At 71.6% G+C, this 14,135-nt stretch carries 14 protein-coding genes and 2 tRNA genes; 11 read left to right on the plus strand and 5 right to left on the minus strand.

Going from position 1 to position 14,135, the window contains the following annotated elements; genetic code table 11:
• Positions 1 to 31 precede the first annotated feature (31 nt).
• From gyrB to M8330_RS11900, 6 genes are all read left to right on the plus strand, one after another.
• Positions 32 to 2,161, plus strand: coding sequence for a DNA topoisomerase (ATP-hydrolyzing) subunit B (gene gyrB / locus M8330_RS11875; protein WP_372490203.1), 2,130 nt, complete (start codon positions 32 to 34; stop codon positions 2,159 to 2,161).
• A gap of 135 nt (positions 2,162 to 2,296) precedes the next feature.
• The gene (gyrA, locus tag M8330_RS11880) at positions 2,297 to 4,987 is read left to right on the plus strand and encodes a DNA gyrase subunit A (RefSeq protein ID WP_250827562.1); all 2,691 of its coding nucleotides are present in this window, start codon (positions 2,297 to 2,299) and stop codon (positions 4,985 to 4,987) included.
• Positions 4,987 to 5,496 (plus strand): DUF3566 domain-containing protein, encoded by a 510-nt coding sequence (locus M8330_RS11885; protein ID WP_250827494.1) that lies wholly within the window; start codon positions 4,987 to 4,989, stop codon positions 5,494 to 5,496. Before gyrA ends, M8330_RS11885 begins: the two co-directional genes overlap by 1 nt.
• Before the next feature lie 133 nt (positions 5,497 to 5,629).
• Positions 5,630 to 5,703 (plus strand) — tRNA-Ile (locus M8330_RS11890).
• A 45-nt stretch (positions 5,704 to 5,748) separates the two neighbouring features.
• On the plus strand, positions 5,749 to 5,874 hold the full coding sequence (locus M8330_RS11895; protein ID WP_250055897.1) for a DLW-39 family protein: 126 nt from the start codon (positions 5,749 to 5,751) through the stop codon (positions 5,872 to 5,874).
• Positions 5,875 to 5,920: 46 nt separating this feature from the next.
• Positions 5,921 to 5,996: transfer RNA gene (locus tag M8330_RS11900), tRNA-Ala, on the plus strand.
• Positions 5,997 to 6,026: 30 nt separating this feature from the next.
• On the opposite strand, the gene M8330_RS11905 is transcribed toward M8330_RS11900, so the two are convergent.
• The 3 genes from M8330_RS11905 to M8330_RS11915 all read right to left on the minus strand — a co-directional run bounded on the left by M8330_RS11905 (position 6,027) and on the right by M8330_RS11915 (position 8,309).
• The gene (locus M8330_RS11905) at positions 6,027 to 6,470 is read right to left on the minus strand and encodes a hypothetical protein (RefSeq protein WP_250827495.1); all 444 of its coding nucleotides are present in this window, start codon (positions 6,468 to 6,470) and stop codon (positions 6,027 to 6,029) included.
• 335 nt (positions 6,471 to 6,805) lie between these two features.
• Positions 6,806 to 7,762 carry a methyl-accepting chemotaxis protein gene (locus M8330_RS11910; RefSeq protein ID WP_250055907.1) on the minus strand — a complete coding sequence of 319 codons (957 nt, stop codon included), beginning with the start codon at positions 7,760 to 7,762 and terminating at the stop codon, positions 6,806 to 6,808.
• 1 nt (position 7,763) lies between these two features.
• Positions 7,764 to 8,309 carry a PAS domain-containing protein gene (locus M8330_RS11915; protein WP_250055908.1) on the minus strand — a complete coding sequence of 182 codons (546 nt, stop codon included), beginning with the start codon at positions 8,307 to 8,309 and terminating at the stop codon, positions 7,764 to 7,766.
• 217 nt (positions 8,310 to 8,526) lie between these two features.
• On the opposite strand from M8330_RS11915, the gene M8330_RS11920 reads away from it, so the two are divergent.
• Positions 8,527 to 9,393 (plus strand): SURF1 family protein, encoded by an 867-nt coding sequence (locus M8330_RS11920; RefSeq protein ID WP_250827496.1) that lies wholly within the window; start codon positions 8,527 to 8,529, stop codon positions 9,391 to 9,393.
• Entirely contained in the window at positions 9,390 to 9,779 is a 390-nt protein-coding gene (locus M8330_RS11925; protein WP_250827497.1) for a DUF3817 domain-containing protein, read from the plus strand. The genes M8330_RS11920 and M8330_RS11925 overlap by 4 nt, the downstream gene beginning before the upstream one ends.
• A gap of 102 nt (positions 9,780 to 9,881) precedes the next feature.
• Here the strand turns inward: M8330_RS11925 and M8330_RS11930 are convergent, their stop codons facing one another.
• A complete protein-coding gene (locus M8330_RS11930) occupies positions 9,882 to 10,742 on the minus strand; it encodes a DUF5324 family protein (protein ID WP_250827498.1) in 861 nt (286 codons plus the stop codon).
• A 222-nt stretch (positions 10,743 to 10,964) separates the two neighbouring features.
• On the opposite strand from M8330_RS11930, the gene M8330_RS11935 reads away from it, so the two are divergent.
• Together M8330_RS11935 and M8330_RS11940 are read left to right on the plus strand one after the other, a co-directional pair.
• Positions 10,965 to 11,477, plus strand: a complete 513-nt coding sequence (locus tag M8330_RS11935) for a peptidylprolyl isomerase (protein ID WP_250827499.1) — start codon at positions 10,965 to 10,967, stop codon at positions 11,475 to 11,477.
• 31 nt (positions 11,478 to 11,508) lie between these two features.
• On the plus strand, positions 11,509 to 12,465 hold the full coding sequence (locus M8330_RS11940; RefSeq protein ID WP_250827500.1) for a rhomboid family intramembrane serine protease: 957 nt from the start codon (positions 11,509 to 11,511) through the stop codon (positions 12,463 to 12,465).
• A gap of 353 nt (positions 12,466 to 12,818) precedes the next feature.
• Here M8330_RS11940 and M8330_RS11945 read toward each other — a convergent pair whose 3' ends face one another.
• Positions 12,819 to 13,253 (minus strand): cell division protein CrgA, encoded by a 435-nt coding sequence (locus M8330_RS11945; protein ID WP_250827501.1) that lies wholly within the window; start codon positions 13,251 to 13,253, stop codon positions 12,819 to 12,821.
• A gap of 135 nt (positions 13,254 to 13,388) precedes the next feature.
• Between M8330_RS11945 and M8330_RS11950 the strand changes: the two genes are divergently transcribed.
• Positions 13,389 to 14,087 (plus strand): DUF881 domain-containing protein, encoded by a 699-nt coding sequence (locus M8330_RS11950; RefSeq protein ID WP_250055916.1) that lies wholly within the window; start codon positions 13,389 to 13,391, stop codon positions 14,085 to 14,087.
• The last annotated feature ends 48 nt before the right edge of the window (positions 14,088 to 14,135 follow it).

Genomic DNA, 14,135 nt, shown 5'->3' on the forward strand with positions numbered 1-14,135 from the left:
GGTCGGCGCCGACCCCCGGGAAGAGGTAGCAGTGACCGAGCAGGCCGGAAACCCCGCCACCGACGGTGACGGGAACGTCCCCGAGATCACCACCGACATCGCCACCGGCATCCCCGCCGGCGCCGACCCCGAGGTCGCCTACGACGCGTCGGCGATCACCGTGCTCGAGGGCCTCGAGGCGGTCCGCAAGCGCCCCGGCATGTACATCGGGTCCACCGGTGAGCGCGGCCTGCACCACCTCATCTGGGAGATCGTCGACAACGCGGTGGACGAGGCCCTGGCCGGGCACTGCGACCGCATCGTCATCACCCTCACCGAGGACGGCGCGATCCGCGTCGAGGACAACGGCCGCGGCATCCCGACCGACACCGCCCCCGGCCAGGAGCTGCCGGCGCTGACGCTGGCGCTGACCGTCCTGCACGCCGGCGGCAAGTTCGGCGGCGGCGGCTACAAGGTCTCCGGCGGTCTGCACGGCGTGGGCGTCTCCGTCGTCAACGCGCTCTCGAGCCGGGTCGTGGCCGAGGTCAAGAACCGAGGCCACCTGTGGCGCCAGACCTTCACGCTGGGCGACCCCGACGGGCCGCTGCAGGAGGTGCGCCCCATGGAGGACGGTGAGGCCACCGGCACCACCGTCAGCTTCTGGGCCTCCCCCGACATCTTCGAGACCACCACCTACAACCTCGAGACGATCACCTCGCGCATCCGCGAGATGGCCTTCCTCAACAAGGGCCTGGAGATCGTCGTCCGCGACGAGCGCCCCGAGGGCGTGGCCGTCGCCGAGGTCGTCGAGGGCGAGCCCGTGGAGGACGCGGTGGAGACCGACGCCCCGGTGCGCGGCGAGGGCGGCGCGCTCGAGCAGGTCTTCAAGTTCGACCGCGGCCTGGTCGACTACGTCGAGCACCTGAACAAGCGCAAGACGATCGCGACGCCGTCGGTGATCTCCTTCGAGGCCGAGACCCCGGCCTCGGTGAAGAACCACATGAGCGTCGAGATCGCGATGCAGTGGAACACCTCGTTCGCCGAGTCGGTCCACACCTTCGCCAACACGATCAACACCCACGAGGGCGGCACCCACGAGGAGGGCTTCCGTGCGGCCCTCACCTCGCTGGTCAACAGCAAGGGCGAGGACTGGGGCCTGATCAAGAAGAAGGAGGACCGGGTGTCGGGCGACGACATCCGCGAGGGCCTCACCGCGATCATCTCCGTGAAGATGGCCGAGCCGCAGTTCGAGGGCCAGACCAAGACCAAGCTCGGCAACACCGAGGCCAAGGGCTTCACCCAGCGCGTCGTCCACGACGAGTTCGGTGCGTGGATGGAGGCCAACCCCCAGGAGGGCAAGGACATCGTCCGCAAGGCCCAGGCCGCCGCGATGGCGCGCATCGCCGCCCGCAAGGCGCGCGACCTGGCCCGCTCCCGCAAGGGCTTCGGCACCGGCGGCTCCCTGCCGGGCAAGCTCGCCGACTGCCAGTCGCGCAACCCCGCCGAGTGCGAGGTCTTCATCGTCGAGGGTGACTCCGCCGGCGGCTCGGCCAAGTCGGGCCGCGACCCGCGCATCCAGGCGATCCTCCCGATCCGCGGCAAGATCCTGAACGTCGAGAAGGCGCGGCTGGACAAGGTCCTGGGCAACCAGGAGGTCCAGGCGATCATCTCGGCGCTGGGCACGGGGATCCAGGAGGAGTTCGACCTGGAGAAGCTGCGCTACCACAAGGTCGTCCTCATGGCGGACGCCGACGTGGACGGCCACCACATCAACACGCTGCTGCTCACCCTGCTGTTCCGCTTCATGCGGCCGCTGATCAAGGAGGGCTACGTCTACATGGCGCAGCCCCCGCTGTACCGCCTGCGCTGGAGCAAGCCGGCCGAGCACGAGTTCGTCTACTCCGACGCCGAGCGCGACGCGCTGCTGCGCGCCGGTGCCGAGGCGGGCAAGAAGCTGCCCAAGGAGAACCCGGTGCAGCGCTACAAGGGTCTGGGCGAGATGAACGCCGACGAGCTGTGGGAGACCACGATGGACCCGGACAACCGGCTCCTGCTCCAGGTCACCCTCGACGACGCCGCCCACGCGGACGAGATCTTCTCGATCCTCATGGGCGAGGACGTCGACCAGCGGCGCTCCTTCATCCAGCGCAACGCCAAGGACGTCCGATTCCTGGATATCTAGGTCTCTAAACCCAGTCCTAGATACCGGTAGAACGAACCAGAGAGATCGAGACACGTGACTGAGACCCCCACCGACGGCGTCACCCCCACCCCGGGGCCCGGCGGGCGCATCGAGCGCGTCGAGCTGCAGACGTCCATGCAGCGCTCCTACATCGACTACGCGATGGCGGTCATCGTCGGCCGCGCGCTGCCCGACGTGCGTGACGGCCTCAAGCCGGTGCACCGCCGCGTCCTCTACGCGATGTTCGACGGCGGCTACCGCCCGACCGCCGGCTTCTCCAAGTGCTCCCGCGTCGTCGGTGACGTCATGGGTCAGTACCACCCGCACGGCGACTCGGCGATCTACGACACCCTCGTGCGCCTGGCCCAGCCGTGGGTCATGCGTGCACCCCTGATCAACGGTCAGGGCAACTTCGGCTCGCCGGGCAACGACCCGGCCGCCGCCATGCGGTACACCGAGTGCCGGATGGCGCCGCTGGCGCTGGAGATGGTCCGCGACATCGAGCAGGACACCGTCGAGTTCGGCCCGAACTACGACGGCCGCTCCTCCGAGCCGCTGGTGCTCCCCTCACGCTTCCCGAACCTGCTGGTCAACGGCTCCGCGGGCATCGCGGTCGGCATGGCGACCAACATCCCTCCGCACAACCTGCGCGAGGTCGCCTCCGGCGCCATCTGGGCGCTGGAGAACCCCGAGGCGACCCGGGAGGAGCTCCAGGCGGCGCTGCTGGAGCGGATCAAGGGCCCCGACTTCCCCAACGCCGCGCTCATCGTGGGCCGGCAGGGCATCGAGCAGACCTACAAGACCGGGCGCGGCTCGATCACCCAGCGCGCCGTGGTCGAGGTCGACGAGGACAGCAAGGGCCGCACCTCGCTGGTCATCACCGAGCTGCCGTACATGGTCAACCCCGACAACCTGGCCGAGAAGATCGCCGACCTGGCGCTCTCGGGCAAGGTCCAGGGCATCGCCGACGTCCGTGACGACACCTCCTCGCGCACCGGCCAGCGCCTCGTGGTCGTCCTCAAGCGCGACGCCGTGGCCCGCGTGGTGCTGAACAACCTGTTCAAGCACACCGAGCTCCAGACCAACTTCAGCGCCAACATGCTGGCGCTGGTCGACGGGGTGCCGCGCACCCTGACCATCGACCAGTTCATCTCGCACTGGGTCGAGCACCAGGTCGACGTCATCCAGCGGCGCACCCGCTTCCGCCTGAACAAGGCCGAGGAGGACGCGCACATCCAGCGCGGCCTGGTCAAGGCGCTGGACGCGCTCGACGAGGTCATCGCCCTCATCCGCCGCTCCCCCGACGTCGCCGAGGCCCGCACCGGGCTGATCCAGCTGCTGGAGATCGACGAGATCCAGGCGGACGCCATCCTCGCGATGCAGCTGCGCCGCCTGGCGGCCCTGGAGCGTCAGAAGATCATCGATGAGCTGGCCCGGCTCGAGGAGATCATCGCGGACCTGCGCGACATCCTCGCCAACCCGACGCGTCAGCGCACGATCATCGCCGACGAGCTCACCGAGATCACCGACAAGTTCGGGGACGACCGGCGCACGCAGATCGTGGCCGCGGCCGAGGGCGACATCTCGATGGAGGATCTGATCCCCGACGAGGAGGTCGTCGTCTCCATCACCCGCGGTGGCTACGCCAAGCGCACCCAGCGGCACGCCTACCGCGTGCAGAAGCGCGGCGGCAAGGGCGTGCGCGGCGCGACCCTGCGCGGCGACGACGTCGTCGAGCACTTCATCGCCACCACGAACCACCACTGGCTGCTGTTCTTCACCACCGCCGGTCGTGTCTACCGCACCAAGGTCTACAACCTGCCCGAGGCGGCCCGGGACGCGAAGGGCGGCCACGTCGCCGGCCTGCTCTCGTTCCAGCCGGACGAGCAGATCGCCCAGGTGCTGGCCATCCGCGACTACGAGCAGGCGCCGTTCCTGGTGCTCGCCACCCGCGCGGGCCTGGTGAAGAAGACCCGCCTGGGCGACTACAACTCCCCCCGTCAGGCCGGCGTCATCGCGATCAACTTCCGCGAGGACGACGACGCCCTGATCGGCGCGGAGCTCGCCTCGGGCGAGGACGACATCCTGCTCGTCTCCCGCCACGGCCAGGCGATCCGGTTCCGGGCCGAGGACAGCCAGCTCCGCCCGATGGGCCGCGCCACCTCCGGCGTCACGGGCATGAAGTTCCGCGACGACGACTCGCTGCTCTCCCTGTCGGTCATCCGTGCCGCGCAGGTGGCGGCCGAGGAGGCCGCGGGCCTGGCGGAGACCACCGAGGACTCCGCCGACGTGGAGGTCAGCTCCGAGGCCGTGGAGGAGGTGAAGGCGCAGTTCGTCTTCACCATCACCGACGGCGGCTTCGCCAAGCGCAGCCGCATCTCGGAGTATCGCCTGCAGTCCCGCGGCGGCCTGGGCATCAAGGCGATGGCCCTGACGAACGCCGACCGCGGTGGCCTCGTCGGCGCCTTCATCGTGGAGGACGGCGACGAGATCATGTCGATCACGGCCACCGGCCAGGTCGTCCGCTCCCCCATCGACGCGGCCTTCCGCGCCACCGGTCGCTCCACGCAGGGCGTGAAGTTCGTCAACCTCAAGCGCAACGACTCCGTGGCCGTCGTGGCCCGCTCGGTCGAGGCAAAGGAGGAGCCCGCCGAGGACGAGGTGGAGGGTGCCCCCGAAGGGGTGGACCCGGCCACGGACTCGGGTGCCACGGCAGAGGGTGCAACAATCGCAGAGGGTGAAACGTCGCAGCAGGTGAGCGGCGACGAGCCCGCGACCGACACGGCCCCCGCGGCCACCGACGAGCACGACGAGGATGACGACTGATGACGGAGCGTCCCACCCAGGAGCGAACCGCCCCCGCCGAGCAGACGGCGGCGTTCGGCAACGGGCTGACCTCGTCCCGCCCGGCGGAGAAGCCGAAGAAGACGGCCGCGCCGGCGAAGGACACCGTCAGCGTCGCCCCGTCGCGTCGCGCCCGCCTGCGCCTGACCCGCGTGGACCCGTGGTCGGTGATGAAGACCGCGTTCCTGCTCTCCATCGCCGCCGGCATCGTCACCGTGGTGGCCGTGCTGATGGTGTGGAGCGTGCTCGGCGGCGCCGGCGTGTGGGACTCGATCAACCAGACCGTCGCGGACGTCGTCGGTGAGGACTCGATGGGCGGCTTCGACATCGAGGCCTACCTCGGCACCTCCCGCGTCGTCGGCTTCACGATGGTGATCGCCGCGATCGACGTCGTGCTGCTCACGGCCATCGCGACCCTCGGCGCGTTCCTCTACAACATGGCGGCCGCGCTGCTCGGCGGCATCGAGATCACCCTCGCCGAGGACCGCTGAGCCGCACCCCCACCCGCACGTCGATCCCGGGTGCCGCCGCGTTTTGTGGCGTCAGCGGCACCTCGGGTATCGTCCACTCTCGGTTCAGGGCACGACATCGTGCCTGATCCGGGCGGTCGTGAGAGCGACCGACGGGCCTATAGCTCAGACGGTTAGAGCGCTTCCCTGATAAGGAAGAGGTCACAGGTTCAAGTCCTGTTAGGCCCACCCAGCACCACCATCTCTGGCCCGCGACGCTCGGCAGGAGCAGCCATGAAGAAGATCCTCCTCGTGGCCCTGGCCGCTGCCGCGGCCGTCGTCGCGAAGAAGCAGCTCGACCGCACCAAGGCCGAGCAGGCGCTCTGGGCCGAAGCCACGGACGACGTCACGTCCCACTGACCCACGCGGTCAGTCCAGCACTTTCCCACCGCGGCCCCGGCCGCACGGGGCCTTGGCGCAATTGGTAGCGCACCTGCTTTGCAAGCAGGGGGTTAGGGGTTCGAGTCCCCTAGGCTCCACCAGCTCCCTCACCGATCGGCCGGCAGGGCTGATCAACCGAGCGCCAGCGCCACCGGCGCGGCGAGCGCCGAGAACCGGGCGATCCGCCCGACGAGCACGAGGGCTCCGAACTCCCAGCGCGGCTGCGCCGTGGCACCGGCCGCGACGCTGACCACCATGAGGGGTGGCAGGCCGACCGTGGCCGCGGTCAGCACCAGCGGCGCCCGGGTGGCGCGGTGTCCGAGGCGGGCCGCCACGTGGGTGGCCCACCGCGAGGACGGTCGCCGGCGGTGCCGGGCCAGGATCGCCGAGCCGCGCCGGGTCGCCTCGAAGAGCCCGACCTTGGCCAGGGTCTGCCCCACGGCGAGCGCCAGCACCAGCCCGGTGGTCACCGACGCGCCGTGCCGACCGGCGGCGACCGCGAACAGCTCGGCGTTCGCGACGGGCACGAACGCCGAGAGGGCACCGAAGCCCAGCGCGCCGAGCAGTGTCAGCACAGCGGTGCCGCCGCGGTCGCGAGGATGGTCATGCCCGGGAGATCGGCACCGCCGCGCAAGCGTTGACGTCCCTCACGAGAACTTTACCGACACGCCCCGGCGTGTCGCGGCGTGTCGTGGTGGCGCTGGGGCGCCGCTGGTCTAGCGTTCTTGCAACGGCTGCGGCCGGCCTGGGGAAGGGCCGTCCGTGGCCGTTTCCACGTCCGGACGCGGTGTGCCCGCCTCGTCCGCCCGTCCCCGGCGCACGGCGCGGGCCGGGTGAGGACGAGGAGCAGGGACGGTCGTCGGCCACCGCCGTGTCGTGGTGGCACGCAGGACGGCGGTGCGGGGAGCGCTCAGTCCTGGCTGCGGATGCGCTCGAGGAACGTGAGCACCTCGCCCTGGAGGCCGTGGGCGCTGTTGGTCATGCCGTCGTGGCCGTCGACCACGCCCGACATCGAGTCGACCATCCCGGTCATGTCGGAGACGGTCGCGATCACGGTGCCGATCACCTCCACGGCGTGCGCGGTGCGGCCCTGGATCTCGGTGACCTGCTCGGTGACCTGCTGGGTCGCCTTCGAGGTCTCCGTGGCCAGCTCCTTGACCTCGGCCGCGACCACGGCGAAGCCCTTGCCGGCCTCACCGACCCGGGCCGCCTCGATGGTGGCGTTGAGGGCGAGCAGGCGCGTCTGGCTGGCGATCGTGTCGATCAGCTTGGCGACGGACTCGATCTCCTGCACGGCACGGTTGAGGGAGTCGATGGTCTCGCGGGCCACCTCGGTCTGGTCGGCCACGCCCTGGGCGTTGCCGGTGAGCTGCCGGGTCGCGTCGGAGAGGCCGGAGGCCGCGTCGGCCACCCGGCTGGTCACGCCGACGACGGCCTGCTCGAAGCCGTCCGCCAACGCCATCCGCTCGGCGGTGGCGGCGGCCACGACCTGGGCCGTGGAGCGGATCAGGTCGCCGCCCTCGTTGATCTGGCGGGCGCCCTCGCGCAGCGAGCCGGGCATGCCCTGCTCCAGGAACCGGCGGGGGTTGCCGGGGTCCGTGGCGGCGAGCAGCGAGGCGCCGGCCTCGCGGACGAACGCGTCGAACAGGTCCAGCACGCGGTTGACGGCCCAGCGGGCCTCCTGCATCTCGGGCTCCTGGCACCCGCGCCCGGTCACGCGGGCCTCGAGGTCGCCCTCGCCGACGCGGCGGCAGACCTCGTCGATCTCGGCGACGAACGTCATCGCCGCCCGGCAGGAGTCACTGTTGCGTCCGGGGGTGGACGGGGCGGAGCGCTCACGGCGCAGCACCAGGTCGATCGCGGTCATGTCAGGCTCCGGTCAGGGTGGGGTCGGTGATGTGCCAGATCAGCTCGTCGTAGCTCAGGCCCTGGGCCTCGAGCTCCGCCTGGAGGGCGGAGTAGCCCGCCTCGGCCTGCGCGCGGGCGCCGCCGGCGCCGGCCTCGGCGGCCAGCAGCCGGTCGTACAGGGGGCGGACGCGGCCGAGCGCGGCCTGGCTGGGCGCACGCCGGCTGGAGTGGAAGCCGACGATCACGCCGCCCGGCCCGAAGCTGGGCGTGACGTGCGCGAAGACCCAGTAGTAGCCGCCGTCCGCGGTCTTGTTCACCACGTAGGCGAAGACCTCGCGGCCCGCCTCCAGGCGGTCCCACAGGAGACGGAAGACGGCCCGCGGCATCGCGGGGTGGCGGACGACGTTGTGGGGCTCGCCGATGAGCGACTTCTCGGTGTAGCCGCTGACCTTGAGGAAGGTGTCGTTGACGTAGGTGAGCCGACCCTGACGGTCGGTCTTGGAGACGATGAGCTCCTCGGTGCCGAGGCGCGCCTCGCGACCGGACAGCAGGGTGGCGGTGGTCATGCATGCTCCTTCGGGCCTCGGCGGCCCGGGGTGAGGAAAACGTGAAGCCGCGAGGTGAGCGCTGGCAACTGGGGCCCTTGGTCCCGCAAACGTGTGCGTCCTGGGGTTGGCACGAACGGGCCGTGAGCTCTGACAAGGGCCCCTGACGCATCGGCCGTGGCGGCGGGCACCTGATCGGTTTTCGCCGCCCCTGGGCGCGCTCCGTACCCTGGTGGGCGTGGCACCGGCGCTCGCTCCCCGCTTCTGGGGCCTGCACGCGCTGGGCACCGTGGTCGTCCTGGCCACGCTCGCGCTGTCGTGGTGGCAGTGGGGCGCCTTCCAGAACGAGCGCACCGTCGCGGCCCGCGACCTCACCCAGGCACCCGTGGTGCCCCTGGACGACGTGATGGGCCCCGACGACGCCTTCCCCGCCCCCGACGTGGGCCGCCCCGTCACCCTCACCGGCACCTGGGTGCCCGAGGGCACCGTCTACGTGGAGGGCCGCGAGCACGACGGTGAGCAGGGCTACTGGGTCGTCACCCCCCTCGCGGTCTCGGACGACGGCGACGCCGACGCGCCCGCGATGGAGGTCGTGCGCGGGTGGAGCCCGACGGTGGAGGGGGCGCCGGCCGCCCCCGAGGGCACCGCGACCGTGGTCGGCTGGCTCCAGCCCACCGACGGCACCGGCGCGACCGACCCGGACCGCACCGACGACGTGGTCCCCCAGGTCCGCATCGCCGACCTCATCCAGCACGTCGACCAGGACCTCTACTCCGGCTACGTCGTCGCCGACCTCGACGCGACCGGCACCGAGAACGACGGCACCACCGACCTGGCCGCCGCCGACCTCACGCAGCTGCCCGACGTCTCCGGCGACATCGGCCTGCGCAACCTGCTCTACGCCGTCCAGTGGCCCGCGTTCGGGGTGTTCGCGATCATCGTCTGGGTCCGGCTGGCCCGGGACATGCTCGCCGCCGAGCGGCGGGGCCGGGACGAGGACGACGACAGCCCGGACGACAGGCCGGACGACGGCCAGGACGACGGCGGGCCCGAGGCTCCCCGGGAGGGCCGTCCGGGGGTCACCCCGGTACCGTCGGGGCCGTGAACGACGACCTGCGCACCCCCCTCACGGCCTACCGCACCATGGCCTGGATCGTCGGGGTGCTCCTCGTCGTCCTGGTGCTCGTGGGGCTGCCGCTGCACTACGGCTACCTGGTCTCCGACGCGCCGTGGCTGGCCAAGGGTCTGGACGGGGTCGACGGGTCCGGCGGCGCCGGGTGGCGGCTCGGCTCCGACATCTCGCGCTACCTGGGCGTCGCGCACGGCTGGCTCTACATGATCTTCCTGGCGTGCGCCTTCTGGCTCTCCCGCAAGGCCCGCTGGAGCGGTGGGTTCACCATCGTCACGCTGCTGTGCGGCACGGTGCCGCTGCTGTCCTTCTGGGCCGAGCACCGCGCCACGCGGGTGACCCGCGAGACCGCCCCCGCCTGAGTCGCAGCCCCACCACGCACGAACGGCCGGCCCGCCACCGCGTGAGCGGGGCGGGCCGGCCGTGCTGGGTGACCCGTGCGACCCGGTGCGACCGGGCCGGGGTCACTTCTGCTCGTCGCCCTCGGTGATCTCGACGACCTCGGCGGGCTCGTCCGGCGTCGTGGCCTCGACCGGGGTGTCGGCGGCGTCGGCGGCGGCCTCGTCGGGCGAGGCACCGGCCGGGTCCTCCACCGGCTCCTCGGCCGGGGACTCCTCGGCCACCGGGGCGGCGGGGGCCATCGGCGCGGCCGGCGCCGGGGTGGGCACCGGAGCCGGGCTCGACTGCCAGCCGGCGTCCTGGTCCGAGCCGTTCAGCTTCTTCCAGGCCAGCGCAGCACCGCCGGCGGCACCCGCGAGCAGCAGGGCAACGACGACCTTCTTGCCGCGCCGCTTCTTCGGCTGCTCGCCCTTGAGCTCGGCGACCTTGGTGTTGGCGAGGTCGCCCAGCTCCACGGCCTTGGCCTGCGCGGCCTCGGCCGCGGTGGCGCCGTAGGCGACCGCCTTCGCCTTGGCGTCGGCCAGGTAGGGCGCCGCGGCCTCGGAGGCCTTGTCGTAGTACTCGTGCCCGAGCACCACGGCGCGGTCCTTGGCGTCGAGCAGGTAGGGCGTGGCCTTCTCCCGGGCCTCGACCAGGTACGGCGTGGCCTTGTCCTTGGCGTCGTGCAGGTACGGGCCGGCCTTGGTGCGCGCCTCGGTCAGGTAGGGCGTGGCCTTGTCCCGCGCCTCGGTCAGGTACGGGGTGGCCTTGTCCTTGGCGTCGCTCAGGTACGGCGCGGCCAGCTTGTTGGCCTCGGCGTACAGGGAGCGGGCCTCGTCGCGCGCGGTGGCCATCGCGGCCTCGACCTGCGGACGCACCTCCTCCACGACCTGGCTGACGTAGTCGCCGGCCTGCTCCACGAGGGTCTTCTTCTTCCGCAGACGCATCCGCGTCACTTCCTCTCCACAGGTTCTCGTCCATCGAACCATGCCCGCGACGGTTCGTCTCGAACCTCGCCCCCCTGGACGTGCTCTGCCCGGACGTAGGGGTGCCGCGGGGCTCCGCGGGCCCCTCGACCTCGGCAGAGGTTGCGGCGCATGGAAAGATCGAAGCGCGACGGGGCGCCCCGTCGTACACCCCGAAGTGTCCCGTTCCGCGAAAGGCGCCTCATGGCTGACCTCCAGGCCGTCCTCAAGACCAACAAGGGCGACATCACCATCACCCTGTTCCCGAACCACGCCCCGGCGACGGTCGAGAACTTCACCGGTCTGGCGACCGGCACCAAGGAGTACTCGACCCCCAACGGCCGCACCGGCCCGTTCTACGACGGCCTCGGCTTCCACCGGGTCATCTCCGGCTTCATGATCCAGGGCGGCTGCCCGCTCGGCACCGGCACCGGTGGCCCCGGCTTCCAGTTCAAGGACGAGATCCACCCCGAGCTCGCCTTCACCAAGCCCTACCTGCTCGCGATGGCGAACGCCGGCCCCGGCACCAACGGCTCGCAGTTCTTCATCACGGTCGCCCCCACCACGTGGCTGACCGGCAAGCACACCATCTTCGGCGAGGTCGCCGACCAGGCCTCCCGCGACGTCGTGGACGCCATCGGCACCACGAAGACCGGCCCGGGCGACCGTCCGGTCGAGCCGCTCGTCATCGAGTCCGTCGAGATCCTCGGCGCCTGATCGCGCCCGGCGCACCCCGGACGAGGCACGCATGAGCACCACCCCGCCCGAGGGTGCACCCCCGCACGACCCCCGTGACGGCTCCACCGGCGGGGTGCCGGTCTGCTACCGGCACCCCGACCGGGAGTCGCACATCCGCTGCCAGCGCTGCGAGCGGCCGATCTGCCCCGACTGCATGAGTCCCGCCTCCGTGGGCTTCCAGTGCCCCGAGTGCGTGCTCGAGGGGCGGCGGACGCAGCGCCAGGCCCGCTCCACCTACGGCGGGCTCGTGCCGACGAAGGCCGGCCGCGTCTCCTTCGTCCTGCTGGCGATCAACGTGGCCGTCTGGGCGCTGGTCCTGGCCACCGGCTCCGGCTCGTTCTGGCTGGTCGACCTGCTGGGCCTGCGGCCCCAGGGGCTGTGCCAGGCCGGTCAGGCCGGCTACGACATCGCCCAGGGCGTCTGCGACCGCGCCGGCGGCACCTGGCTCCCCGGCTTCGCCGACGGCGCCTGGTGGCAGCTGATCACCTCGGCGTTCCTGCACGTGCAGCTGCTGCACATCGGCTTCAACATGTTCGCCCTCTACATCCTGGGGCCCCAGCTCGAGCGGATGCTGGGCAGCGCCCGGTTCCTCGCGCTGTACCTGGTCTCGGCCCTGGCCGGCTCCGCGCTCGTGGTGTGGCTGTCGAACCCGTACCAGACCACCCTCGGCGCCTCCGGCGCGATCTTCGGCCTCATGGGCGCGCTGCTGCTCGTGGCCTGGAAGCAGGGGCTGGCCTACCAGCAGATCCTCATCTGGATCGGGCTGAACTTCGTCATCACGTTCGTGGGCAGCGGCAACATCTCCTGGCAGGGGCACCTCGGCGGCTTCGTCGGCGGCCTCGCCTGCGCCGCCGTCCTCGTCTTCACCCCGCGCGGGCCGCGGCGTCCCGCGCTCCAGTGGGCGGGCCTCGTCCTCATCGGCGTCGTGGCCCTGGCTGCCGCCGGCGTGGGGGCCCTGGCCGCCTGAGCCGCCCCCGCCCGTCGATCGGTCGCACACCGGCCTCCACGAGGGCCCCGCCGCACGTCGGCGGGGCCCTGCGGCGTCCGGAGACCCTCAGGCCTGCGTGGACCGGGCCGACCAGGGGTAGTGAGCAGGGGAGAGGACACGCGGTTCTCCACAGCTGTGAAAGAACATGTGGAGAACTACACCGCTGTAGTTCTCCACACCGTTGTGCACAGATGTGGACGACCTCTCCCCGGATCCGCCCCCGCGCCTGTGGATGAGCGGCACCCGGACAGCCCGTGACATGCACCGACGCCCGCCACCGCGGTGCGGTGACGGGCGTCAGTGGTCAGCAGGTCAGGCCAGGTGGGGGAGGCTCACTCCCAGCGCGTGGCGAAGGCGAAGCCGACGCCCATGAACGCGATGCCGACGGCCAGGTTCGACTGCGCCAGGTCGTTCATCACCGGCACGGAGCCCAGGTGGTCGGCGGCGAGCACGTAGAACGCGCAGATCCACAGCAGGCCGGCCACGAAGCAGAAGAGCATCCCGACCACGACGCCGCGGCCGCGGCCGAGCGGGGTGCTGGGGTGGGCCGAGACCACGAGGCCGAGGAAGAACAGGCCGAAGCCGATGACGTAGTTCCAGCGGTCCAGGTCGCCGACGATCGCCGGGCTGCCGTCGGGCCGCACGCGCCAGTAGTAGGCGACGATCCAGGCGATGCCGGCGAGGACGAGGGCGATCGCGACCAGGAAGCGGACGCTCAGCAGGCGGCCGCCGGACTGCTCCAGGCCGTCGCGGGACTTCAGCTTCACGGGGGTGCTCCTCGGTGCGGGGTCGCGGCTGCGACCGTGGGGACGTCTCACCGGGCGCGCGCCCGGACGCGCGTTACCTTAGTCGCCGTGAGTCCCAGATCCCATGTGAGGCCCCGGCACAGCCGCTGGTGGCGCGTGGGCACCCCCGTCATGGTGCTGCTGTGCGGCGGCCTGTTCGCCGTCAGCGCCGTCAACAGCGACGGCACGGACCTGCGGGCCGGCCGCTACACCGACCTGGCCTCGCTGGTGCAGGCCGAGGCCGACTCCTACGAGGAGCTGCGCTCGCGCGCCGCCGACCTCGACGCCCAGGTCTCCACGCTCACCGACGCCGTGGACGACTCCGCGGTCAAGCGGGCGCAGCGGCAGGCGAGCCGGCTGGAGGACCCCGCGGGCCTGGTCGCCCACGAGGGCAGCGGGCTGCGGGTGGTGCTCTCGGACTCCCCGCTCACCGCGGACGACACCGAGGAGCCCCTCAACTACCTGATCGTCCACCAGCAGGACATCCAGACGGTCGTGAACGCGATGTGGCGCGGTGGCGCGGAGGCCGTGACGGTGCAGGGGCAGCGGATCATCTCCACCACCGGCATCAAGTGCGAGGGCAACTCCGTCACCCTGCACGGGGTGCCCTACCCCCAGCCCTACGTGATCGAGGCCGTCGGCGACCCGGTGCAGCTCCAGGCGTCGGTGGACGGCGACTCCTACCTGGCCCTGTACCGCGCCCAGTCGGCCCAGGAGGACATCCAGGTCGGGTGGGAGATGTCGGTCGAGGACGACGTCACCGCGCCGGCCTACGACGGCCTGCTCGACCTCTCCTACGCGCAGGTCATCGGCTGACCGGGTCGACCGAGCCGGCCGGGCGGGCCCGCCCTCAGCCCTGTCCTC

It is taken from the genome of Nocardioides bruguierae (genome assembly GCF_023656415.1).
Classification (GTDB): domain Bacteria; phylum Actinomycetota; class Actinomycetes; order Propionibacteriales; family Nocardioidaceae; genus Nocardioides; species Nocardioides bruguierae.

Bases quoted from the DNA above. Each gene is read 5' to 3' on its own strand.
- M8330_RS11940 (WP_250827500.1), top strand. From the start codon at position 11,509: ATGAGCACCACCCCGCCCGAGGGTGCACCCCCGCACGACCCCCGTGAC.
- M8330_RS11915 (WP_250055908.1), bottom strand. From the start codon at position 8,309: ATGACCACCGCCACCCTGCTGTCCGGTCGCGAGGCGCGCCTCGGCACC.
- M8330_RS11930 (WP_250827498.1), bottom strand. From the start codon at position 10,742: ATGCGTCTGCGGAAGAAGAAGACCCTCGTGGAGCAGGCCGGCGACTAC.
- M8330_RS11895 (WP_250055897.1), top strand. From the start codon at position 5,749: ATGAAGAAGATCCTCCTCGTGGCCCTGGCCGCTGCCGCGGCCGTCGTC.
- M8330_RS11885 (WP_250827494.1), top strand. From the start codon at position 4,987: ATGACGGAGCGTCCCACCCAGGAGCGAACCGCCCCCGCCGAGCAGACG.
- M8330_RS11935 (WP_250827499.1), top strand. From the start codon at position 10,965: ATGGCTGACCTCCAGGCCGTCCTCAAGACCAACAAGGGCGACATCACC.
- M8330_RS11910 (WP_250055907.1), bottom strand. From the start codon at position 7,762: ATGACCGCGATCGACCTGGTGCTGCGCCGTGAGCGCTCCGCCCCGTCC.
- gyrA (WP_250827562.1), top strand. From the start codon at position 2,297: ATGCAGCGCTCCTACATCGACTACGCGATGGCGGTCATCGTCGGCCGC.